Origin of the sequence: Streptomyces sp. NPDC048606, assembly GCF_040650855.1 — a bacterium.
GTDB lineage: Bacteria > Actinomycetota > Actinomycetes > Streptomycetales > Streptomycetaceae > Streptomyces.
This window is the reverse complement of the sequence record NZ_JBEZIB010000008.1, coordinates 38,813-59,372: the sequence shown is the minus strand read 5'-3', so window position 1 is coordinate 59,372 and position 20,560 is coordinate 38,813. Positions and strand designations below refer to the sequence as shown.

At 74.9% G+C, this 20,560-nt stretch carries 17 protein-coding genes; 13 read left to right on the top strand and 4 right to left on the bottom strand.

All coding sequences use genetic code 11. The annotated features are described in order from the left end of the window. Positions 1 to 9: 9 nt before the first annotated feature. The gene (locus tag AB0D01_RS10955) at positions 10 to 1,047 is read right to left on the bottom strand and encodes a bile acid:sodium symporter family protein (protein WP_363054800.1); all 1,038 of its coding nucleotides are present in this window, start codon (positions 1,045 to 1,047) and stop codon (positions 10 to 12) included. A 180-nt stretch (positions 1,048 to 1,227) separates the two neighbouring features. Between AB0D01_RS10955 and AB0D01_RS10950 the strand changes: the two genes are divergently transcribed. The 7 genes from AB0D01_RS10950 (at position 1,228) to AB0D01_RS10920 (ending at position 10,685) form a co-directional block, all read left to right on the top strand. Then, a complete protein-coding gene (locus tag AB0D01_RS10950) occupies positions 1,228 to 2,079 on the top strand; it encodes a LysR substrate-binding domain-containing protein (protein WP_363054799.1) in 852 nt (283 codons plus the stop codon). A gap of 214 nt (positions 2,080 to 2,293) precedes the next feature. Then, a complete protein-coding gene (locus tag AB0D01_RS10945) occupies positions 2,294 to 4,120 on the top strand; it encodes an AMP-binding protein (protein WP_363054798.1) in 1,827 nt (608 codons plus the stop codon). A 133-nt stretch (positions 4,121 to 4,253) separates the two neighbouring features. Then, positions 4,254 to 5,519, top strand: a complete 1,266-nt coding sequence (locus AB0D01_RS10940; protein WP_363054797.1) for an ABC transporter substrate-binding protein — start codon at positions 4,254 to 4,256, stop codon at positions 5,517 to 5,519. Between the two features lie 9 nt (positions 5,520 to 5,528). Next, entirely contained in the window at positions 5,529 to 8,480 is a 2,952-nt protein-coding gene (locus AB0D01_RS10935) for an ATP-binding cassette domain-containing protein (protein WP_363054796.1), read from the top strand. Continuing rightward, positions 8,477 to 9,247 (top strand): ABC transporter ATP-binding protein, encoded by a 771-nt coding sequence (locus AB0D01_RS10930; protein ID WP_363054795.1) that lies wholly within the window; start codon positions 8,477 to 8,479, stop codon positions 9,245 to 9,247. The genes AB0D01_RS10935 and AB0D01_RS10930 overlap by 4 nt, the downstream gene beginning before the upstream one ends. A 159-nt stretch (positions 9,248 to 9,406) precedes the next feature. After that, complete coding sequence (locus AB0D01_RS10925; protein WP_363054794.1) at positions 9,407 to 10,249, top strand: aldo/keto reductase; 843 nt, start codon at positions 9,407 to 9,409, stop codon at positions 10,247 to 10,249. A 10-nt stretch (positions 10,250 to 10,259) separates the two neighbouring features. Further along, positions 10,260 to 10,685, top strand: coding sequence for an RICIN domain-containing protein (locus AB0D01_RS10920; protein WP_363054793.1), 426 nt, complete (start codon positions 10,260 to 10,262; stop codon positions 10,683 to 10,685). A gap of 99 nt (positions 10,686 to 10,784) precedes the next feature. On the opposite strand, the gene AB0D01_RS10915 is transcribed toward AB0D01_RS10920, so the two are convergent. Further along, positions 10,785 to 11,090, bottom strand: a complete 306-nt coding sequence (locus AB0D01_RS10915) for a 4a-hydroxytetrahydrobiopterin dehydratase (RefSeq protein WP_363054792.1) — start codon at positions 11,088 to 11,090, stop codon at positions 10,785 to 10,787. Between the two features lie 184 nt (positions 11,091 to 11,274). On the opposite strand from AB0D01_RS10915, the gene AB0D01_RS10910 reads away from it, so the two are divergent. Continuing rightward, the gene (locus AB0D01_RS10910; RefSeq protein ID WP_363054791.1) at positions 11,275 to 13,092 is read left to right on the top strand and encodes an FAD-dependent oxidoreductase; all 1,818 of its coding nucleotides are present in this window, start codon (positions 11,275 to 11,277) and stop codon (positions 13,090 to 13,092) included. A 40-nt stretch (positions 13,093 to 13,132) separates the two neighbouring features. Next, entirely contained in the window at positions 13,133 to 13,969 is an 837-nt protein-coding gene (locus AB0D01_RS10905; protein WP_363054790.1) for a helix-turn-helix transcriptional regulator, read from the top strand. Here AB0D01_RS10905 and AB0D01_RS10900 read toward each other — a convergent pair. Continuing rightward, complete coding sequence (locus AB0D01_RS10900) at positions 13,955 to 14,371, bottom strand: hypothetical protein (RefSeq protein WP_363054789.1); 417 nt, start codon at positions 14,369 to 14,371, stop codon at positions 13,955 to 13,957. The genes AB0D01_RS10905 and AB0D01_RS10900 overlap by 15 nt on opposite strands. A 324-nt stretch (positions 14,372 to 14,695) precedes the next feature. Between AB0D01_RS10900 and AB0D01_RS10895 the strand changes: the two genes are divergently transcribed. The 4 genes from AB0D01_RS10895 (at position 14,696) to AB0D01_RS10880 (ending at position 19,071) form a co-directional block, all read left to right on the top strand. Further along, entirely contained in the window at positions 14,696 to 15,730 is a 1,035-nt protein-coding gene (locus AB0D01_RS10895; protein ID WP_363054788.1) for a hypothetical protein, read from the top strand. After that, a complete protein-coding gene (locus AB0D01_RS10890) occupies positions 15,727 to 16,341 on the top strand; it encodes a toxin-antitoxin system, toxin component (protein ID WP_363054787.1) in 615 nt (204 codons plus the stop codon). The genes AB0D01_RS10895 and AB0D01_RS10890 overlap by 4 nt, the downstream gene beginning before the upstream one ends. Positions 16,342 to 16,468: 127 nt before the next feature. Beyond that, a complete protein-coding gene (locus tag AB0D01_RS10885) occupies positions 16,469 to 17,881 on the top strand; it encodes a pyridine nucleotide-disulfide oxidoreductase (protein WP_363054786.1) in 1,413 nt (470 codons plus the stop codon). Then, positions 17,878 to 19,071: an MAB_1171c family putative transporter gene (locus AB0D01_RS10880; RefSeq protein WP_363054785.1), complete on the top strand. Its 1,194-nt coding sequence runs from the start codon at positions 17,878 to 17,880 to the stop codon at positions 19,069 to 19,071. Before AB0D01_RS10885 ends, AB0D01_RS10880 begins: the two co-directional genes overlap by 4 nt. 174 nt (positions 19,072 to 19,245) lie before the next feature. On the opposite strand, the gene AB0D01_RS10875 is transcribed toward AB0D01_RS10880, so the two are convergent. Continuing rightward, a complete protein-coding gene (locus AB0D01_RS10875) occupies positions 19,246 to 20,499 on the bottom strand; it encodes an NADH:flavin oxidoreductase/NADH oxidase family protein (protein WP_363054784.1) in 1,254 nt (417 codons plus the stop codon). Positions 20,500 to 20,560: the final 61 nt, after the last annotated feature.

Here is a 20,560-nt window from a genome sequence, read left to right as displayed (position 1 = left end):
CGCCGCACGTTACCGGCCCCGCGCCGCGGGGTGTTGTCCCTGCGGGGAGACCTCCGCCACAGCCTGGGCGGGGAGTTCGGTCGGCGGGTCGGCGGCGCGGCGTCGGGCGAGGACGGCGCAGACCATCAGCTGCGTCTGGTGGAAGAGCATCAGCGGCAGCACGGCGAGCGCGGCCTGGGGGCCGAACAGCACGCCGGCCATGGGGAGTCCGGCGGCGAGGCTCTTCTTCGACCCGGCGAACTGGATGGCGACGCGGTCCGCGCGGGCGAAGCCGAGGCGGCCCGCCCCGTACCAGGTGACGAGGAGCATCAGGGCGAGGAGTACGGCCTCCACCAGCATCAGGGCGCCCAGGCGCGCCGGGCTGACCCGGTGCCAGATGCCGGCGACCATGCCCGCGCTGAAGGCGGCGTAGACGACGAGGAGGATCGAGCCCCGATCGACGTAGCCGAGGACCTTCTTGCGTCGGACGAGGAAGCCGTTGATCCGGCCGCGCAGGAGCTGTCCGAGGAGGAAGGGCAGCAGGAGCTGGAGGACGATCTTGAGGAGGGCGTCGAGGGAGAAGCCGGCGCCGCCGTCGAGGAGGACGACGGCGAGGAGGGGGGTGAGCAGGAGGCCGACGAGGCTGGAGAAGGATCCGGCGCAGATGGCGGCGGGGACGTTGCCGCGGGCGATCGAGGTGAAGGCGACGGAGGACTGGATGGTCGAGGGGACCAGGCACAGGAAGAGCAGGCCGTCGTAGAGGGGCCGCGTCAGGAGGGTGGGGACGAGGACGCGGGCGGCGAGGCCGAGCAGCGGGAAGAGGACGAAGGTGGAGACGAGCACGGCGAGGTGCAGGCGCCAGTGGCGCAGGCCTTCGAGTGCCTCGCGGGTGGAGAGCCGGGCGCCGTAGAGGAAGAAGAGGAGGGCGACCGCGCCGGTGGAGGCCCCTTCGGCGACGGTGGCGGCCGGGCCCCGGGCGGGGAGGAGGGCCGCGATGCCCACGGTGGCGAGCAGGGCCGCCAGGTACGGGTCGAGGGGCAACCAGGCGGGGAGGCGGGGGCGGCGCATGGGCGGTGCTCGCTTGCTGTCGGGGGAGGTCGGCGGGGCCGTGGGCGGCGGGGCGGACGGCTGCGGACGGTTCCCGTGGCGCTCCCCCCGCCATGGTGGCCGGTGGGGCGGTCATCGGGAAATGCGCATACCGCACTGACTGTCATCACGTTCGGCGATGGCAGGGCTTAGGCTCGCGGTATGTACGACCCGGTTCAGCTGCGGACCTTCCTCACCGTGGCCCAGACGCTCAGCTTCACGCAGGCCGCCGACCGGCTGGGGGTGCGCCAGTCGACGGTGAGCCAGCACGTGCGGCGGCTGGAGGAGGCGACCGGTCGGCCGCTGTTCGCCCGGGACACGCACAGCGTGGCGCTCACGGAGGACGGTGAGGCGCTCCTGGGCTTCGCCCGGACGATCCTGGAGGCCCACGAGCGGGCCGCGGCCTTCTTCACGGGGACGCGGCTGCGGGGGCGGTTGCGGTTCGGGGCGTCGGAGGACTTCGTGCTGACCCGGTTGCCGGAGATCCTGGAGGGGTTCCGGCACGAGCACCCCGAGGTGGACCTGGAGCTGTCGGTCGAGCTGTCGGGCACCCTGCACGAGCGGTTGGACGCGGGCCGGCTGGACCTGGTGCTGGCCAAGCGGCGCGGGCCCGGGGACGAGCGGGGCCGGCTGGTGTGGCGGGACCGGATGGTGTGGATCGGGGCGGAGGGGCTGCGGGTGGACCCGGAGCGCCCGGTGCCGCTGATCGTCTTCCCGCCGCCGGGGATCACCCGCGCGCGGGCGTTGGAGGTGTTGGAGCGGGAGGGCCGGGCCTGGCGGATCGCCTGTACGAGCGGCAGCCTCAGCGGTCTGATCGCCGCGGCCCGCGCCGGGCTCGGGGTGATGGCCCACACGCGGGGGCTGATCCCGCCGGGGCTGGTCCGGGTGGGCGGGTTGCCGGAGCTGGGTCCGGTGGAGTTCGCGCTGCTCCAGGGGAACCGGCCCACCCCGGCCGCCGAGGCCCTCGCGGCGGCGGTCCTCGCGGGTGGCGACCGCCTCAGCCGGCCGGCGTAGGACGGTCGGCCGGGACGCTTGCGGCCGGGGCGCTTGCGGTCGGGGCGCTTGCGGTCGGGGCGCTTGCGGTCGGGGCGCTTGCGGTCGGGGCGCTTGCGGTCGGGGCGCGTGGCGGGCCCGGCCGCCGGGAAGATCTTGTGGAGGTTTCCCGGGGGGTGCCGGGGGCCGGGGCCGGTGGGGTAGCGTCGCGGCGCCCGGCACGGAGAGGAGCGGGATGCCGCACGAATTCACCGTCCCACCCCTGGTCACAGCCGCGCCGGTCGGCGGTTTGGCCGACTGCGTGTTCGAGTACGCCGGGCAGGATCCGGGCCGGGTGGTGCTCGGGCGCAAGACGGGCGGGGTCTGGCGCGACGTGACCTCGGCGGAGCTGGCCGATCAGGTGATGGCCCTCGCCAAGGGACTGCTGGCGCAGGGGATCCGGTTCGGGGAGCGGGTCGCCGTCATGTCGCGCACCCGCTACGAGTGGACGCTGTTCGACTTCGCGCTGTGGGCGATCGGCGCGCAGCCGGTCCCCGTGTACCCGTCGTCCTCCGCCGACCAGGTCCACTGGATCCTCCAGGACTCCTCCTGCGCCGGGTGCGTGGTGGAGGACGAGGACCAGGCGATGACCGTCGGTTCGGTCATCGAGCGGCTCCCGGGTCTGCGACTGCTGTGGCAGCTCGACGCGGGTGCGGTCGAGGGGCTGGTGGAGTCCGGTCGGACGGTGGACGAGGGGCTCGTGCACCGGCACCGGCGGGCGGTGACGCCCGACGCGGTGGCGACAGTCATCTACACCTCGGGGACGACGGGCCGGCCCAAGGGCTGCGTGCTCACCCACGCGAACTTCATGTTCGAGGCCGACACGATGGTGGCGCGGTGGGAGTCGGTGTTCCGGGCGGGGCCCGGTGAGCAGCCCTCGACGCTGCTGTTCCTGCCGCTCGCGCACGTCTTCGGGCGGATGGTCGAGGTCGCGGCGGTGCGGGCCCGGGTCAAGCTCGGGCACCAGCCGGTGCTGGCGGCGGCGGAGTTGATGCCGGACCTGGCCGCCTTCCGGCCGACCTTCGTGCTGGGGGTTCCGCACGTCTTCGAGAAGGTGTTCGCGGCGGCCCGCCGCAAGGCGGAGACGGAGGGGCGCGTCGGCGCCTTCGACCGGGCGGTGGAGACGGCCGTGCGGTACGCGGAGGCCCGCGAGCAGAAGGCGTTCGGGACGGGGCCGGGCCCCACGGCGGCGTTGCGGATGGAGCACCAGTTGTTCGAGCGGCTGGTGTACGGGAAGGTGCGCGAGGCCCTGGGCGGGCGCGTGCGGCACGCGATGTCGGGCGGGTCCGCGATGTCGCGCAGGCTGGGGCTGTTCTTCGACGGCGCCGGGATCACCGTGTACGAGGGGTACGGGCTGACGGAGTCCAGCGCGGCCGCGACCGCGAACCCGCCGGGGGCGACGAAGTACGGGACGGTGGGGCTGCCGATCCCGGGCTGCACGGTCCACATCGCCGGGGACGGGGAGGTGTGGTTGCACGGCCCGCACGTGTTCTCCGGGTACCTGGGCGACGCGCGGGCGACGGAGGAGGTGCTGCGCGGCGCGTGGCTGGCGACCGGGGACCTGGGGCGGCTGGACGCGGACGGCTACCTGACCATCACGGGCCGCAAGAAGGAGATCCTGGTGACCTCCAACGGCAAGAGCGTGGCGCCGGCCGCCCTGGAGGAGCGGGTCCGCTCCCACCCGTTGGTGGCGCAGTGCGTGCTGGTGGGCAACGACCGGCCGTTCGTGGCGGCGTTGGTGACCCTGGACATGGAGGGGATAGCGCACTGGTTGTCGATGCGCGGCCTCGCGCAGCGCACCGCCTCGGAGGTGGTGGGCGATCCGGCGCTCACCGCGGAGGTGCGGCGGGCGGTGGTGGCGGCCAACACGCTCGTCTCGCAGGCCGAGGGGATCCGCGCCTTCCGGGTGCTGGCGGAGCAGTTCACGGAGGAACGCGGCCTGTTGACGCCCTCGTTGAAGCTGAAGCGGCGGGCGATCGAGAAGGCCTACGCGCGGGAGATCACCGACCTGTACCCCTCCTGACCCGGCCCTCGGCCGGGGGGCCACCGTGACCCCGCACCGTTTCTGACGATGCGTCACTTCACCTTGTCGCGAATATTGACGGTGCGTCAGGTCGCGCACAGAATGCGGGGATTCCAACCGGAGGGGATCCCACATGTCGCGACCTATCCGCGCTCTGGCCGTGGCCGCAGCCGCGCTCGCGCTCGTCTCCGCCTGCAACTCCCCCTCCCGGGGGACCGATCCCGGCAAGCCCGGGGACGCCACGGCGCCCGCGCGGGGGGTGACCGACACCTCGATCAAGGTGGGCGGCATCGTGTCGATGACCAGTTCGAGCGGCTACAGCAAGAAGGACACCGACCTCGGCGCGCGGGCACGCTACCTGCGGGCCAACGCGGAGGGCGGGGTCCACGGGCGCAGCATCGACTACATCGGGGCCGAGGACGACGGCCAGGACCCCGGCAAGAACATGGCGGCCGCCCGCAAGCTGGTCCAGCAGGACAAGGTCTTCGCCGTCGCCCCGATGAGCTCGGTCACCTTCTCCGGCGCCGACTTCCTGGAACAGGAGAAGGTCCCCACCTTCGGCTGGGGCACCCTGCCGTCCTTCTGCGGCCCCAAGTACATCTACGGGTTCAACGGCTGCCTCGTCCCCTCCCCCGGCGGCACCATCAACCAGACCTGGCCCGAAGGCATCGCCAAGATCCTCGGCGGAGCGCGGGGCAAGTCCGTGGCGATCGTCGCCAACGACAGCGACGCCGGGAAGTTCGGCGTGCGCACCTTCCAGCAGGGCTTCGCCTCTGCCGGTTTCGAGGTGGCCTACGCCAAGGCCTCCGTGCCCGCGACGGCCGTGCCGAGCGACTGGTCGGCGTACGTCAAGGAGATCCTCGGCAGCGCCGGGGGCCGGGCCCCCGACGCCGTCGTCTCGGTCATGCAGACGCCCAACAACATCGGCCTGTTCACCGCCCTCAAGCGCGGCGGCTACAAGGGCGTCCTGTCCGACCCCACCGACTACGACCCCGGGCTGCTCGCCAAGGACGCCACCCGCCAGGCCCTCGACGGGGTGCACGTCCTGCTCCAGTTCGAGCCCTTCGAGTCCACGAACCCGAAGATGGACCGGTTCAAGGCGGACATCAGGGCGGCCTCCGGCGGACAGGAAGTGCCGCTGAACATGCACATGCTGACCGGCTACATGTCGGCCGACCTCTTCCTGTCGATCGCGCAGAAGGCCGGCCGGGACCTCACCCCCACCCACTTCCAGAACGCCGCGCAGAGCTTCTCCGACACCGACACCCTGGTCGGCGCCCGGACGCTGCCCAAGGGGCAGAAGGACAGCTTCGGCTGCGGGGCGCTCGTCCAGCTGAGGAACGGGGCGTACGAGGTCTCCGTCCCGTTCACCTGCCACGATCCCATCCCCTTCAAGTAGGGACCCGGCATGGGTGATCTGCTCGTCTTCGTGCTGAGCGGTCTGGTCTCCGGCGCCCTGTACGCGCTGCTGGCCACCGGCCTCGTGCTGTCGTACTCGGCCTCCGGGCTGTTCAACTTCGCGCACGGGGCCACCGCCTACCTGTGCGCGCTCACCTTCCACGAGCTGCACTCCGGGCTCGGCTGGCCCGCCGTCCCGGCCGCGCTGGTGGTGGTGTGCGTCCTGGCCCCGGGGCTCGGTTGGGGGCTCGACCGGCTGATGTTCCGCCGGCTGGCACGGGTCGGGGAGAGCGCCCAGATCGTGGCGACCATCGGCCTGCTGGTGGCGCTGCCGGCGGCCGGGCTGTGGATCGTGGAACTGCTGGACGCGGCCGGCGCCCCGGTGAAACCGGCGGAGAACCAGTTCGGGCTGCCGGGCGTGGGACCGAGCCCGGCGCGGTCCTGGCAGCTCGCCGAGGGGGTCGGCGTCGACTCCGACCAGCTGATCACCTGGGTGGTCACGGCGGTGGTGGCGGTGGCCCTGTGGGTGCTGCTGCGGCACACCCGCACGGGGCTGCTGCTGCGAGCGGCCGTCGACAACCGCTCGCTGACCGAGCTGCGCGGGATCAGCGCCGACCGGCTGTCGTCGCTGGCGTGGATGATCGCGTCCGGGCTGGCGGGCCTGGCGGGGGTGCTGGCGACGCCGCTGCTGGGGCTGTCCGCGCACGACTTCACCCTGTTCCTGTTCGTGTCCGCGACGGCGGCGGTCATCGGCCGGTTCGCCTCCGTACCGCTCGCATTCGCCGGCGGGCTGGGGCTCGGCGTGGTCCAGAACCTCGTCGCCGGGTACGCGTCGTTCGCCGAGGGGATCACCGGCTTCCGGACGGCGGTGCCGTTCCTGATCCTCTTCGGGGGGCTGCTGGCCTTGACCCGGCGGGCGCGCGCGGCCGGGGTCTCGGCGGTGGAGACCCCGCCGGTCGACCCCCTGGACGGGGCCTCGTGGCGCCGCCGCTGGGGGGTGTGGGCGGTGGCGGCGGGGCTGCTGTGCGTGGCCTTCTACACGGTGACCACCCCGTTCTGGAGCGGGTTGCTCGCCCAGGGCCTGGCCGTCTCCCTGGTGTTCCTGTCCTTCACGGTGGTGACCGGGCTCGGGGCGATGGTCTCGCTGGCGCAGGCCACCTTCGTCACCGGGGCCGCGCTGGTCGCGGGGGTGCTGATGAGCCGGGGCTGGCCGTTCGGGGCGGCGCTGGTGGCGGGAACCCTGGTGGCGGCGGCGCTGGGCGCGGTGGTCGCGCTGCCGGCGCTGCGGCTCGGGGGGCGGTCGTTGGCGCTGGCCACGTTGGCGCTGGCGTTCCTCGCGGACCAGGTGCTGTTCCAGATGCGGTGGCTGCGGGGCGGGGACGCGGGCTGGCCGATCCCCCGGCCGGTGTTCGGGCCGGTGGACCTCTCCGACGACCGGGCCCTGGGCGTGGCGCTGGTGGTGCTGGTCGCGGTGGTGGCGGCGGGGCTGAGCGCGCTGCGGAACTCCCCGTCGGGGCGGGCGATGCTGGCGGTGCGGTCGGCGCCGGCCGCCGCGATGGCCTCGGGGGTCTCCGTCCTGCGGACGAAGCTGCTGCTGTTCACGCTGTCGGCGGGGCTCGCGGGCTTCGGGGGCGTGCTGTACGCCTCGTACAACACCCGCATCACCGCCACCGACTTCACCGCGATGACGGGGTTGGTGTGGCTGGCGGTCGTGGTGGCGGCCGGGGTCCGCAGACCGCAGTACGCGGTGGTGGCGGGCCTGGTGTTCGCCGTCGCGCCGCGACTGATGGCGGACTGGGTGACCGAGTCGGCGCACCTCCCGGTGATCCTCTTCGTCCTGGCGGGCCTGGCCCTGGCCAACGACCCCGACGGCTACTGCGCGGCCCCGGCCCTCCGCCGCGCCAAACGCCGCGCGGCAGCCCTCGCCGGGGCGGGCCGGCCGGCCGGAGCCGAGGAGGCCGTCGGGGCCGGGACGGGACGGGGGGCCGGCTCCGTACCCGGGCAGCCGACGGGGGCCGGGCACGGCACCGGAGGCGGTGCGGGTGGCGGGAAGGCCTCCGGAGGAGACGGCGGGGGCGGGCGCGCGGTGGAGACCGTCCCGGCCGGGGGGTGGCGGGGCGGTGGCGCCCCGGACGTGCCCCGGGCCCGGGAGCGGGACGGCGGCGACGGGGGTGCCGGAGGGGGCGGCGTACGGGCGGCGTTGGAGTTGTGCGGGGTGAGCGCCGGCTACGACGGGGGCACCGTGCTGCACGGGGTCGACCTGGCCGTGCGTCACGGGGAGATCCTCGCGGTGCTCGGCCCCAACGGGGCGGGGAAGTCCACCGCCTGCCGGGTGGCCGCCGGCCTGTTGCCCGTCACGGGCGGGGCGGTCCGGGTCGCGGGACGGGACGCCACCCGCGACGGGGCCGTACGGCGGTCCCGGGCCGGGGTGCTCCTCGCCCCCGAGGGGCGGGGGATCTTCCCCTCCCTCACCATCGAGGAGAACCTCGCCCTGCGCCTGCCGGAGGCCGACGGGCGGGCCGCCGTCTACGACCGCTTCCCCCGTCTCGGGGAGCGCCGCGCCGTGGTCGCGGGCGCGCTGTCGGGCGGGGAGCAGCAGATGCTGGCGCTGGCCCCGCTGTTGCAGCGCCCGCCCCGGGTGCTGATCGCCGACGAGCCCTCGCTCGGGCTCGCGCCGCGCGTCGTGGACGAGGTGTACGCGCTGCTGGTCGAGTTGCGCGACGCCGGCTGCGCGCTGCTGCTGGTGGAGGAGAAGGCCGCCGGGATCCTCGGGGTCGCGGACACCGTGGCCTACCTCGCGCGGGGCCGGGTCGCGTGGTGCGGTCCCCGGGCCGAGGTGGAGGCGGACCGGCTGACCGAGGCCTACCTCGGACTGGCGGCGGGGTCCGGAGCGGGCACGGGCACGGACACGGGCCAGGGCACGGACACGGGCCAGGGCACGGCGACGGGGAGCGGGACATGAGCGGCTGGGTGGTGGAGGCGCGCGGGGTCGACGTCCGCTTCGGCGGGGTCAGGGCCCTGACCGGGGTGGACCTCGGGGTCCGGGCCGGCGAGGTGTGCGGGCTGATCGGCCCGAACGGGGCCGGGAAGACCACCCTGTTCGACGTCCTGTCGGGCATCCGGCGCCCCGACCGGGGCCGGCTGCTGCTCCACGGCGTCGACGTCACGCGCCGCTCCCCCGTGTGGCGGTCCCGGCACGGGATGCGCCGGACCTTCCAGCGCGGGCAGCTGTTCGGGCAGCTGAGCGTGGCCGACAACGTCCTGGTCGCCCAGGAGTGGCGGGGCGGTGGGGGCGGACTCGCCGCCGACCTGTTGGCCCTGCCGGCGCGGCGGGCGCGGGAGCGGGCCCGCCGGGAGCGGGGCGGGCGGCTGCTGGCGGAGTGCGGGGCGGGGGAACTCGCGGCGGCGTACGCGGGCGGGCTGCCGGTGGGGCAGGCCCGGATGGTGGAGCTGGCGCGGGCGGTGGCCGATCCGCCGGGGGTGTTGCTGCTCGACGAACCCGCCTCGGGCCTGTCGGGGCCGGAGCGCGCCCGGCTGGCCCGCATGGTGCGGCGGCTCGCCGACGAGGAGCGCTGCGCGGTGCTGTTGGTCGAGCACGACGTGGGCTTCGTGATGGAGCTCTGCGCGCGGGTCGTCGTCCTGGACCTCGGGACGGTCCTCGCGGAGGGGACGCCGGCCGAGGTGCGGGCGGATCCGCGGGTGCGGGAGGCCTACCTCGGCACGGCGTGAGCCCCGCCCGTACGGCACGTCGCCCGGGCGCGCGCGGGGGCGTGCGGGCGCGGTCGCGGGTGGCGGGAATACGGTGTACGAGGGGCCGGTTGTCGCCCCTCGTACACCGTGGCCCGCGGCCGGGCCACGACCGCATCGACCCCGAGGGAACGACCCGACGTGATCCAGGTCCCCACCATCGAGCTCAACAACGGCATCACGATGCCCCAACTCGGCTACGGCGTCTGGCAGGTCCCGGACAACGAGGCGGAGCGGGCGGTCGCGACCGCCCTGGAGGCGGGCTACCGCAGCATCGACACGGCGGCGGTGTACGCCAACGAGCGGGGCACCGGCAAGGCGGTGGCCGCCTCCGGCCTGCCGCGCGAGGAACTCTTCGTCACCACCAAGCTGTGGAACGGGCCGAAGCAGCGGTGGGGCCGTGACGAGGTGCTGCGCGCCTTCGACGACTCGCTCGACAAGCTGGGCCTGGACGGGGTCGACCTGTACCTCATCCACTGGCCGCGCCCGATGCGCGACGACTTCCTGCGCATCTGGAAGACCTTCGAGGAGATCGCCGAGAGCGGCCGTGCCCGGGCCGTCGGCGTGTCGAACTTCCGCCCGGCGGACCTGGAACGGCTGGGCGCCGAGAGCCCGCTGGTCCCGGCCGTGAACCAGATCGAGCTGCACCCGCTCTTCCCGCAGGAGGAGCTGCGCGCCCTGCACGCCTCGCTGGGCATCGTCACCGAGGCCTGGTCCCCCCTGGGCCAGGGCAAGGAGCTGCTCACACTGCCGGCGGTCGAGGCGGTGGCGGCGAAGCACGGCCGCAGCGCGGCGCAGGTGGTGCTGCGCTGGCACCTGCGGCTGGGGAACGTCGTGATCCCTAAGTCGGTGACGCCGTCGCGGATCCGGGAAAACCTGGACGTGTTCGACTTCGAGCTGGACGCCGAGGACCTCGCGGCCCTGGACGCGCTCGGCGCCGACGGCCGGCGGATCGGGCCCGACCCGGCCGTCTTCGACGTGTGAGGTCGGGCAGGTGAATCTTTCGGAGGGGGTCTACCGGATCCGCAACGTGGACAGTGGCCTGGTGCTCCAGCTGGAGGGGGCCTCGCGGGTGCGCGTGGGGCCCGACGGGCCGCCGGCGCCGGTCGCCGCGCGCCGGTGGCGGATCTCGCCGGCGCACAGCGGCGGCGGGATCTTCCACGTGGTGAGCGAGGACAACGAGAGGCGGCTCGACGTCGCGAACGCCTCGACGGAGAGCGGGGCGCGCGTACAGGTGTGGCGGGCCAACGCCTTCGGGGCGCAGGAGTGGATCGTCGAGGAGCACCTCGACGATCCGGGGGTCGTCTCGCTGGTGGCGGGCATCAGCGGGCTGTCGTTGGAGGTCGACGCGCAGGGCCGGGTGCGGCAGGGCGAGGACACGGACTCCCCCGCGCAGTGGTGGCGGCTGGAACCGGCCTGAGCCGGCGGCCCCGTCACGCCCCCGTACGGCGGGGGTCCCCGCGCGGCGCGGGGACCCCCGCCGTACGGGCGGGGCGCGGGGGCCGTCCGTACGGGCGGGTCAGCTCGCGCCGTGGGCCGGCGACAGGGCCTCGACGCGTTCGGCGAGGGTGAAGTCGGTGTCGGTGACGCGGTCGCCGGCGCTGTGGGTGTTCACCGACACGCGCACGGTGTTGTAGCCGAGCGTCAGGTCGGAGTGGTGGTCCAACTCGTCCTGGACGACGACGATGTGCGCGACGAGGGCGCCGGCGGCGAGGTGCCCGGCGAGGCGGTAGGTGCGCACGAGGCGGTCGTCCTCGACGGCCCAGCCGGGAAGTTCCCGCAGCCGGTCCTCGATCTCCTTCTGTGACAGCGGTTCGCTCGACATCGCCGGCTCCCTTTTCCCGTTGACGTGGAGTCAAGGTTCCCACAGCGCCGTCCTGGGAACCCTTTCGCGCCATAGTGCGTGCGGGTTCTTCCGAGCCTTCCGAGAGCGGGGCGCCGCCCCTATGCTCCTGCGCCGGACGTGACTGTTACCGCCGGTAATCCATCCGACGCGCAGGGGGCCCTTCGTGACGCGCACAGACAGTTCCAGGCGTACGTTCCTCGCGGGCGCGGCGGTCGGAGGCGCCACGGCGGCCCTCGGGGCTCCCGTCGCCTCGGCCGCGCCCGCCGGCGAGCCGCCCGCCGCCCGACCGGCCGCCGCCCGTCCCGCGCCCCTCCCGCCGAACGGCCGCACCGTGGCCGTCCTCGGCGGGGGAGTCGCCGGACTGACCGCCGCGCACGAACTGGCCGAACGCGGCTACGCCGTCACCGTCTACGAACGGCGCGCGCTCGGCGGCAAGGCCCGCAGCATGGACGTGCCCGGCAGCGCCCGGGGCGGGCGCCGTCCGCTGCCGGCGGAGCACGGCTTCCGCTTCATCCCCGGCATCTACCACAACCTGCCCGACACGATGCGGCGCATCCCCTTCCCCGGGAACGCGAACGGGGTGTGGGACAACCTCGTCGCCCCGCGCGAGATGATGTTCGCCCGCTCCGGCGGCCGCGAGGACCTGCGCGCGCCGATCCCCTGGCCGGAGCACTCCCCCGCCTCGTTGACCCCCGAGGAGCTGCGGCGGGCCCTGACCGGGATCATGGAGACCCTGGTGCGGCTGCCCGCGCACGAGACGGCGTACTTCGTCAACCGCGCCCTGGTCTTCCTCACCAGCTGCGACGAGCGGCGCGACGGGCAGTGGGAGCGCACCCCGTGGTGGGAGTTCACCCGCGCCGCGCGGATGTCGACCGAGTACCAGCGCATCCTCGCGATCGGCGTGACCCGCAACATCGTGGCGACCAAGGCCGAGGAGGCCTCCACCCGGACGGTGGGCACCCTGGGCGAGGCCTTCGTCTTCAACCTGTTGGGGCGGGGCGCGGACGGCCCGCCCGACCGGATCCTGAACCTCCCCACCAACGAGGCCTGGATCGATCCCTGGGAGGACCTGCTGCGTTCGCTGGGCGTGGAGTTCCGGATCGGCTGGACGGTGCGGGAGGTGCGCTGCGAGGGCGGCCGGGTGAGCGGCGTCGCCGTCACCGACGAGACGGGGACGGCCCGTACCGTCGTCGCCGACCACTACGTGAGCGCGTTGCCGGTCGAGCACGCCCGCCGCACCTGGGGCGCCGCCCTGCGGGCCGCCGATCCGATGCTGGGGCGCTGCGACGCCCTGCGGACGGACTGGATGACCGGCATCCAGTTCTACCTGACCGCCCGGGCGCCGCTGGTCCACGGGCACCTCAACTGCATCGACTCCCCCTGGTCGTTGACGGCGATCCAGCAGGCGCCGCACTGGCCGGCCCGCGACTTCCCGGCGGACTACGGGGACGGCGCGGTGGTGGACTGCCTGTCGGTGGACGTCTCGGAGTGGGACCGGCCCGGGATCCTGTACGGGAAGACGGCCAGGCGGTGCACCCGCGAGGAGGTGGCGCGCGAGGTGTGGGCGCAGTTGAAGGCCGCCCTCAACGACACCGGCCGGACGGTGCTGTCCGACGCGACCCTGCACTCCTGGTTCCTGGACCCGGGGGTGGACGGCCTGGGCACCCCGAACCCCACCAACGAGGACGAGCTCCTCATCCACCCCACCGGCACCCTGCACCACCGGCCCAGCGCCCGGACCCGGATCCCGAACCTCTTCCTCAGCGGGGACTACGTCGCCGTCGACATCGACCTGGCCACCATGGAGGGGGCCAACGCCTCGGCCCGCGCCGCCGTCAACGCCCTGCTGGACCGGGATGGTTCGAAGGCGGCGCGCTGCACGATCACCCCGCTGTACCGGGCGCCGGAGGTGGAACCGGCCAAGCGCCACGACCTGTGGCGCTACCGACTGGGCCTGCCCAACGTCTTCGACCTCGGGTGAGGCGGTGCCGACCGGCCCGCCCTCGACTACCGTCTCGGTCATGACCGGCAAGAAGGCCCCGAGCGGCACGACGATCACGCCCGACAGGGCCGCCCCGCCCACCGTCGGCGCCCTGCTGCGCACCTGGCGCGAGCGGCGCGGCATCAGCCAGCTGGAGCTGGCCGGCCGCGCCGACTCCTCCTCGCGCCACATCAGCTTCATCGAGACCGGCCGCTCCCGACCGAGCGAGGAGATGGTGCTGCGCCTGGCCGACCGGCTCGACGTACCCGTACGGGAGCGCAACGCGCTTCTGCTCGCGGCCGGTTACGCCCCGCGCTACGCGCGGACACCTCTGGACGCCCCGACCATGGAGACCCTGCGCGAGGGGATCCAGCGGCTGCTGACGGGCTACGAGCCCTACCCCGCCCTGGTGGTGGACGCGACGTACGACGTCGTCGCCGCGAACCGGGGCATCGCGATGCTCCTGGACGGCCTGCCGGAACACCTGCTGGAACCGCCGCTGAACGCCATGCGGATCACCCTGCACCCGCAGGGCCTGGCGCCGCGGATCCGCAACCTGCGGGAGTGGCGCGGACACCTGCTGGCGCAGATGGAGCGGCAGATCGCGCTGGCCCGCTCCGAACCGCTGCGCGCCCTGTACGAGGAGGTGGCGGCCTATCCGGTCGCGGAGCGCCCCGGTGACGCGGAGCCCGCGGAGCCGGTGGCGAACATCGCCCTGCCGCTGGTCATCGAGCACGACGGGCACGTGCTGTCCTTCGTGTCCTCGATCGCCACGTTCAACACGCCGATGGACGTGACGGTCGCCGAGTTGGCCATCGAGACGATGCTCCCGGCCGACCCGGCGACGGTGAAGTACCTGCGCTCACTCGGTGACTGAGCGCAGGGCGAGCTGCTGGAGCAGGGCGAACCCGGCGACGGTGAGGCCCTGCGCCGGGATCCACACGGCTCCGGCCGTCGTCGCGTCGAACCACACGAAGAGGGAGACCAGGCTGAGGGCCGCCCAGACGTAGTTGGTCTCGATCACGAGCCTGACCGCCGGCGCCGGCGGGCGCCGGCGCGAGGCGAGGAAGCCGACGCCGGCCCCGTAGGCGACGAGGACGACGCCGAGCGTCGCGAGGAGGCCGGGGTCGACGCCGAGCAGCCGGCCGAGCGGGGCGGGCAGGACGGCGTAGGCGAGGCCGTTGGCGGTGGTGACCACGGAGTCGAGCGCGAGGAAGCGGCGCAGCGCCGTGCGGGGGGCGGTGGTGCGGGCGAGGGTACCGAGCAGGGTCGCGGACATCGTGGATCAGCCTCCGTCGAGGTCGGGGTGGCGGTGTGAGGCGGTCCCGGGGGCGAGTGCGCGCCCCCGGATCCGCCGGCACCACTGTGCGGCCGGGCACCGGCGCGGGTCGATTACCTCCGGGGTCATGCCCGGCGCGGGCTCCGGGCGGTGCCCGCGCCGCGCGCGTCCGGCCGCCCGCGGCCACGCCCGGGGGTGCCAACCTTTCTTGAGGTCGCGTCGTGGGAAATGTTGGGGATGCGCTGGTGGGGGTCGGGGCCCCGGGCTACGCTGCACGGAGCCCGAAGCACTCGAACGCCCTGTCGACGTACGGAGAAACAGCGGATGCCGCACGCCGCCCGAAGCGACCTCGCCGCGTGCTGGGACCGCGTGGCGGAGCTGGCCCGGCGGCGCGGACAGGACCCTCGGGAGGTCCTCGCGGTGGAGCGGCTCAGCCGGCTCTCCGGGGTGGAACCGGAGCTGGTCCACCGGGTGGTGGCGGGCACCTCGGTGGAGGCCCCGCTGGACCGGCGGGTGCACCGGCGGTTCCTGCTGCTGCGCGCGACCCGTCGGGACAAGCACGGCCGGGAGTGGCCGCTCGCCGCCATCGCGGAGGAGTTCCGGGCGCCCGGGGCCTCCCTCGGCCCGCTGAACGCCGGCACCGGACTGCCGCGGCTGCGGCACGCGGCCGGAGTCCAGCGCTTCTTCGGGGTCTACGCGGGTTTCCTGCTCGCGGACAGCAAGAGCGCGGTCGAACGGGCGCTGGCCACCGCCCCGCAGGGCCCGGAGGACACCGGCCCCCCGGACGACCTCGACCGGCTCTCCCACCTCAGCGGCCTCACGCCGCAGGCCATCCGGCTCACCCTCGACGGGCACCCGCCGCGCCTCCCCCTCAAGGAACAGGTGCACCAGCGGTTCGAGCACCTGCGCAGGACCCGGCCCCGGCCCGACGGCCGGCCCCACTCCCTGACGGCCATCGCCGCCTCCTTCGACGCCTCCGGGCAGTCCCTGACCCGGCTCGCCCGGGGCGACGGCCTGCCCAACCTGGCGGCCGCCGCCGGGATCCAGCGGTTCTACGGGGTCGAGGGCGGCTTCCTGCTCGCCGACGACACCGAGGCGCTGAGCGGCGTACTGCACCGCATCGAGCGGGAGTTGCGCACGCCCGAACCCGCGGACGGCAACCCGATGCTGGCGGTGCTGCGCGCCCACGACGTACGGAGCATCGTGACCCGGGCCGGGCGGCTGTCCCCGGCGGGCTGGAAGTCACTGGCCGACTACCTGGACGAACTGCTGGCCCGGGAGGGGCAGCTGCGGCCTCCTTCGCCGTCGCCCGCCCTTCCCACCGCCACGGACCGAAGCTGTGAAGGGGAAGCGCGATGAGGACCACCCGGGCCATGCGCAGGCTCGGCGCCGACCTGTTGGCGCACACGCGCGTCGAGCCGCCGGGCGGCGCCGCCGAGGTCATCGCGGGGCTCTGCGCGGCCTTCGCGCGCCACCGGGCGGGCCGGCCGCTGGACTTCCGTTTCGCGCCGTTCCCGCCGGACACCGCCAGCGGCCTGTGGCTCAAGCTGGACGACCGCGACCTCGTCGTCATCGAGGCCCGTACGCGGCCCGAGCACCAGCTCGTCATCGCCTGCCACGAGCTGTGGCACGTCGCCGAGGACACCTGCGACGGCCACGGTCCCGGGATGGCGGTGGCCGCCCGACTGACCGGCCCGGACGGGAACCTCGCCGAACTGCTGCGCTCGGAGGAGGGCCTGGACGGCGTGGTGCGACGGGCCGCCGCCCGCGCCGACCTGGGGGACCCCGCGGAGATCCGGGCCGAGACCTTCGGCCTGCACCTCGGCAAGATCCTCAAGTCCCTCCTCCCGCCACCCCGGCAGGAGAGCCTCCCCGAGGAGGTCGAGCGGATCAGGAGCGCGCTCGGCCGGCGCCCCCGGACCGTGCCCGCGGGCCCCGGTCGGATCAAGGCGCCCCGGGCCCGGCACTGATCCGCGGGGCGCGGCCCGGGGCGCCGACGGACCGGGGACGGCCCGCGCGTCGCGCCCCTGGCGGCCCCGCCACCCCACCGTCCCCTTCGCAGCCGGCTCCGCGCGGCCCGACAGAGAGCACCACACGATGACCCAGACCACCCCGCCCCGCCACGCCGTCGTCATCGGCGCGAGCATGGCCGGCCTGCTCGCCGCGGCCGTCCTCGCCGAGCACGCGACGGTCACGATCATCGACGCCGACACGCTGCCCGAGGCCCCGACGCCCCGACGCGGGCTGCCGCAGGCCCGCCACGTCCACGTCATGTGGTCGGGCGGGGCGCGGGCCATCGAGGCGCTCCTGCCGGGCGTCGGCGAGGAGTGGACCGCCGCCGGCGCGATCCGCCGCAGCCTGCCCACCGACCTGGTGACGATGACCGCGCAGGGGTGGCTCCCGCGCAGCGGCGAGCGGCAGTTCAGCGTCTCGTGCAGCCGCGACCTCCTCGACTCGGTGGTCCGTCGCCGCGTCATCTCCCTGCCGGGGGTCACCACCCTCCAGCGCAGCCGGGTGCGGGCCCTGGAGGGGACGGCCGCGCGGATCACCGGTGTGCGCGTCGACACCCCCGAGGAGCGGGACCGGCCGATCGCGGCGGACCTCGTCGTCGACGCGAGCGGCCGCGGCTCCCGGGCCCTGTCCTGGCTGGAGGGGCTGGGCGTGACCGGCGTACGGCAGGCCGGGGTGGACTCCGGCCTGGTCTACGCGACCCGGTTGTTCGAGGCGCCCGAAGGGGCCCACGCCCTGGGCTTCCCCATCGTCAACGTCCAGTCCGACCCGCGCGTGCCCGTACCCGGGCGGACCGCGACGATCGTGCCGATCGAGGACGGCCTGTGGCAGGCCACCCTGTCCGGCACCCGGGGCGGCCAACCCACCAACGACCCAGAGGACTTCGTCCCGTTCGCCCGGAGCACCCGCCACCCCATCGTCGGCGAACTCCTCGAAGGGCGGAAGCCGCTCGGCGACGTCGCCGTCACCCAGGGCACCGCGAACCGGCGGATCCTCTTCGAGAAGGCCGACCTGCCGGACGGGTTCTTCGCCGTCGGGGACTCCGTCGCGACCTTCAACCCCCTCTACGGGCAGGGCATGACCGTCGCCGCCCGGGGCCTCCTCGCGGTCCGCGCCCTGCTGCGCGCCGAGGGGCTCGCGCGGCCCGGATTCGGCAACGCGGCGCAGCGCGCCCTCGCCCCGCAGGTGGCCACCGCGTGGGAGCTCGCCACCTCGCAGGACATCAAGTACCCGGGCGCCGAGGGCATGCGGCCCCGACCCGGGGCCGGGCTCCTCGACGCCTACGTCAACCGGCTGATGACCGGGGCCACCACCCAGGAGCCGCTGACCGCGGCCTTCCTGGAGGTCATCACCATGTCCAGTCCGCCCACGCACTGGTTCCGCCCCGAGCTGATGTGGCGGGTGGTGCGCGCCTCCGGGCGGGGCGCCCTGAAGGCGCCCCCGCTCACGGCCGCCGAACGGACGGTGGCCGGCCTCGACCCCGCCGACCGCGCCCGGTGAACCAGGGACTGCCGCTCTACCTGGCGGGGGCCGTGATGGTCCTCGCCCTGCTGGTGAAGGCCCCGGACCTGCGGCGCGGCCGCGACCAACCGATCATGCGGGCCGTCTGCGCGCTGCTGGGCGTCGGCTGCCTGCTCGCCTTCCTCGCGGCCCCGCCCTCGCTGGCCGCCGTCAACCGGGTCACCGGGATCGTCAACGGCGCGGCCCCGCTGGTGTACGGCTTCCTGACGGCCTTCTCGGGGGCCTCCGTCGTACTGATCCTGCACTGGTCCGGCGGTCCGCCGGAGGCGCTGCGGCGGGCGACGCGGTGGACGGTCGCGGTGTTCGGCACCGTGTGCGTGGCGATCTTCGTGCTGTTCGCGCTGGGGGACGCGCCCGTGGAGCGGCTGCGGGACCTGGACACGTACTACGCCGACACGCCCTGGCTGCGCGAGATGATCGTCTGCTACCTCCTCGCGCACACCGCGGGCAGTGCCGCGCTGACCCTGCTGTCCCTGAAGTGGCTGCTGCGGCTGGACGCCGGGCTGCGGCCGCTGCGCTGGGGGCTCGGGCTGCTGATGCTCGGCGGGGTGCTGGACCTCGGCTACGCCGCGGCGAAGTGGGCGGCGGTGGGGGCCCGTTGGGCGGGTCGCGACTGGGACGCGCTGTCCACGGACCTGGCCCCGCCGCTGGCCTCGGCGGCGGCGCTGCTGATGGCCGCCGGGTTCGTCGTGCCGATGATCGGCGGATCGGCCGCCTGGCGGGACTTCGCGCAGTACCGGCGGCTGCGCCCGCTGTGGAAGGCGCTGCGGGACTTCGCCTCCCTCAGCGTGACGACGGTGCCGCTGACGTGGTGGTCCCCGGTGGGGATCCGGCTGATCCACCGCGAGTCGGTGATCGACGACGGGGTGCTGGCCCTGGTCGGCTGGTTCGACCCCGCCGTGCGGTCGGCGGCCTACGAGGCCGCGCGCCGCCAGGGTCACGCGGAGGCGACCGCCCGGGTGGTCGCGGACGCCGCGATGCTGGCCGCCGCCTGCCGGCTGCGGGCGGCCGGCGAACGGGCGGGCGGACACGGCCCCCCACCGGATCCGCGGGCGGGCGCGGAGGCCCCGTACGGGTTGGGCGGGCAGCCCCTGGCGGCGCTCGCCCGGGAGTTCCGCCGCTCCCCCATCGTCGCGGCGGCCCGGCGGGGCGGACCGGTCGCGCGGTAGGCCCGGCGCGGTGTCCGAGGCGGAGGGGCGCCTCGTGTGCCGGACGTGGCCGGGCGGTCCGGCGACGCGGCGAGGTGCCGGGCCGGTACAGAGGCCACGCGGCGCCGCCCGCTGCGGCGGACGGGCGGCGGCCCGCGCGTGACCGTACGGAGGGCCGCCGCCGTGGGCGAGCGGTCAGCGGGCCGCCGCGCGCGGCGCCGGCTCGCGGGCGAGCCAGGCCCCGTAGGCGCGCACCCGGCGGCGGTGGCGCAGGCTGTCGGTGGTGAACACCCAGCGCGGGAAGGCGGTGGGGCGGGGCTCGCGGCCGTGGGCCAGGCGGGCCAGCTGGAAGCGCATCAGGGCCAGTACCCCGGCGCCGGCCAGGTCCTTGTCCTTCCACGCCAGCCGGGGCACGGTGACCCGTACGTCCTCGCCGGCCCGCCAGCGCTCGGGCAGGTCGGGGCGCAGGGCCAGGGCGGAGGCCATGCCGACGACCGCGAAGCCGCGCTCCAGGACCCGCTCGGCGGTGGCGCGGCGGGCTATGCCGCCGGTCAGCATGAGCGGGACGGTGGCGGAGGCGGGCAGGCTCTCGGCGAGGGAGAGGAAGTACGCCTCCCGCTCCAGGGTCCGACGGTCGGTGGTGCGGCCGAGGGAGGCGGGGCTCTCCACGGTGCCGCCGGAGAGCTCGACCAGGTCGACGCCGAGGTCGCCGAGGACCTTGATGACCTGCTGCGCGTCCTCGATGTCGAAGCCGCCCCGCTGGAAGTCGGCGGCGTTGAGTTTGACGCCGAGGGCGAAGCCCGGGGAGACGGCCTCGCGGACGGCGGTGACGATCTCGGTGAGCAGCCGGACGCGGTTCTCCGGGGTGCCGCCCCAGCGGTCGGTGCGCCGGTTGACGAGCGGGGAGAGGAACTGGCTGAGCAGGTAGCCGTGGGCCGCGTGGACCTGGACCCCGTGGAAGCCGGCCTCCTCGGCGCGGCGGGCGGTGACGGCGAAACGGGCGACGGTCTGTGCGATGTCGTCCTCGGTCATGGCGGTGGGGCGGGCGAACCGCTTGGTGTGTCTGCCCAGGCTGATGGCGACGTCGGACGGGGCCCAGGCGGTGCCGGGCATGTCGGAGCCGACCTGGCGGCCCGGGTGGTTGATCTGCATCCACACCCGGCCGCCGCCGCTCGCCGCGGCCCGCGCCCAGCGGCGGAAGGGCTCCAGGGGGGAGTCGGCGTCCAGGACGATGGTGCCCGGCGCCGTCAGGGCCCGCCGGTCGACCATCACGTTCCCGGTGACGATGAGGCCGCAGCCGCCGCGGGCCCAGCGCGCGTAGAGCCGCTCGACGCGGGCGTCGGGGAGCTGGCCGGGCTGGGCGGCGAGGCTTTCTTCCATGGCCGCCTTGGCGAGGCGGTTCGGGAGGGTGCTACCACCGGGTAGGTCGAGTGGCGTGAACAGGTCCATCACAAATCCCCCCAAAAGCGTGCGGCATGGGCGCTGCGGCAGCCCGGGGCACAAGATACCC

Bases quoted from the DNA above. Each gene is read 5' to 3' on its own strand.
- AB0D01_RS10955 (WP_363054800.1), bottom strand. From the start codon at position 1,047: ATGCGCCGCCCCCGCCTCCCCGCCTGGTTGCCCCTCGACCCGTACCTG.
- AB0D01_RS10950 (WP_363054799.1), top strand. From the start codon at position 1,228: ATGTACGACCCGGTTCAGCTGCGGACCTTCCTCACCGTGGCCCAGACG.
- AB0D01_RS10945 (WP_363054798.1), top strand. From the start codon at position 2,294: ATGCCGCACGAATTCACCGTCCCACCCCTGGTCACAGCCGCGCCGGTC.
- AB0D01_RS10940 (WP_363054797.1), top strand. From the start codon at position 4,254: ATGTCGCGACCTATCCGCGCTCTGGCCGTGGCCGCAGCCGCGCTCGCG.
- AB0D01_RS10935 (WP_363054796.1), top strand. From the start codon at position 5,529: ATGGGTGATCTGCTCGTCTTCGTGCTGAGCGGTCTGGTCTCCGGCGCC.
- AB0D01_RS10930 (WP_363054795.1), top strand. From the start codon at position 8,477: ATGAGCGGCTGGGTGGTGGAGGCGCGCGGGGTCGACGTCCGCTTCGGC.
- AB0D01_RS10915 (WP_363054792.1), bottom strand. From the start codon at position 11,090: ATGTCGAGCGAACCGCTGTCACAGAAGGAGATCGAGGACCGGCTGCGG.
- AB0D01_RS10905 (WP_363054790.1), top strand. From the start codon at position 13,133: ATGACCGGCAAGAAGGCCCCGAGCGGCACGACGATCACGCCCGACAGG.
- AB0D01_RS10900 (WP_363054789.1), bottom strand. From the start codon at position 14,371: ATGTCCGCGACCCTGCTCGGTACCCTCGCCCGCACCACCGCCCCCCGC.
- AB0D01_RS10895 (WP_363054788.1), top strand. From the start codon at position 14,696: ATGCCGCACGCCGCCCGAAGCGACCTCGCCGCGTGCTGGGACCGCGTG.
- AB0D01_RS10890 (WP_363054787.1), top strand. From the start codon at position 15,727: ATGAGGACCACCCGGGCCATGCGCAGGCTCGGCGCCGACCTGTTGGCG.
- AB0D01_RS10885 (WP_363054786.1), top strand. From the start codon at position 16,469: ATGACCCAGACCACCCCGCCCCGCCACGCCGTCGTCATCGGCGCGAGC.
- AB0D01_RS10875 (WP_363054784.1), bottom strand. From the start codon at position 20,499: ATGGACCTGTTCACGCCACTCGACCTACCCGGTGGTAGCACCCTCCCG.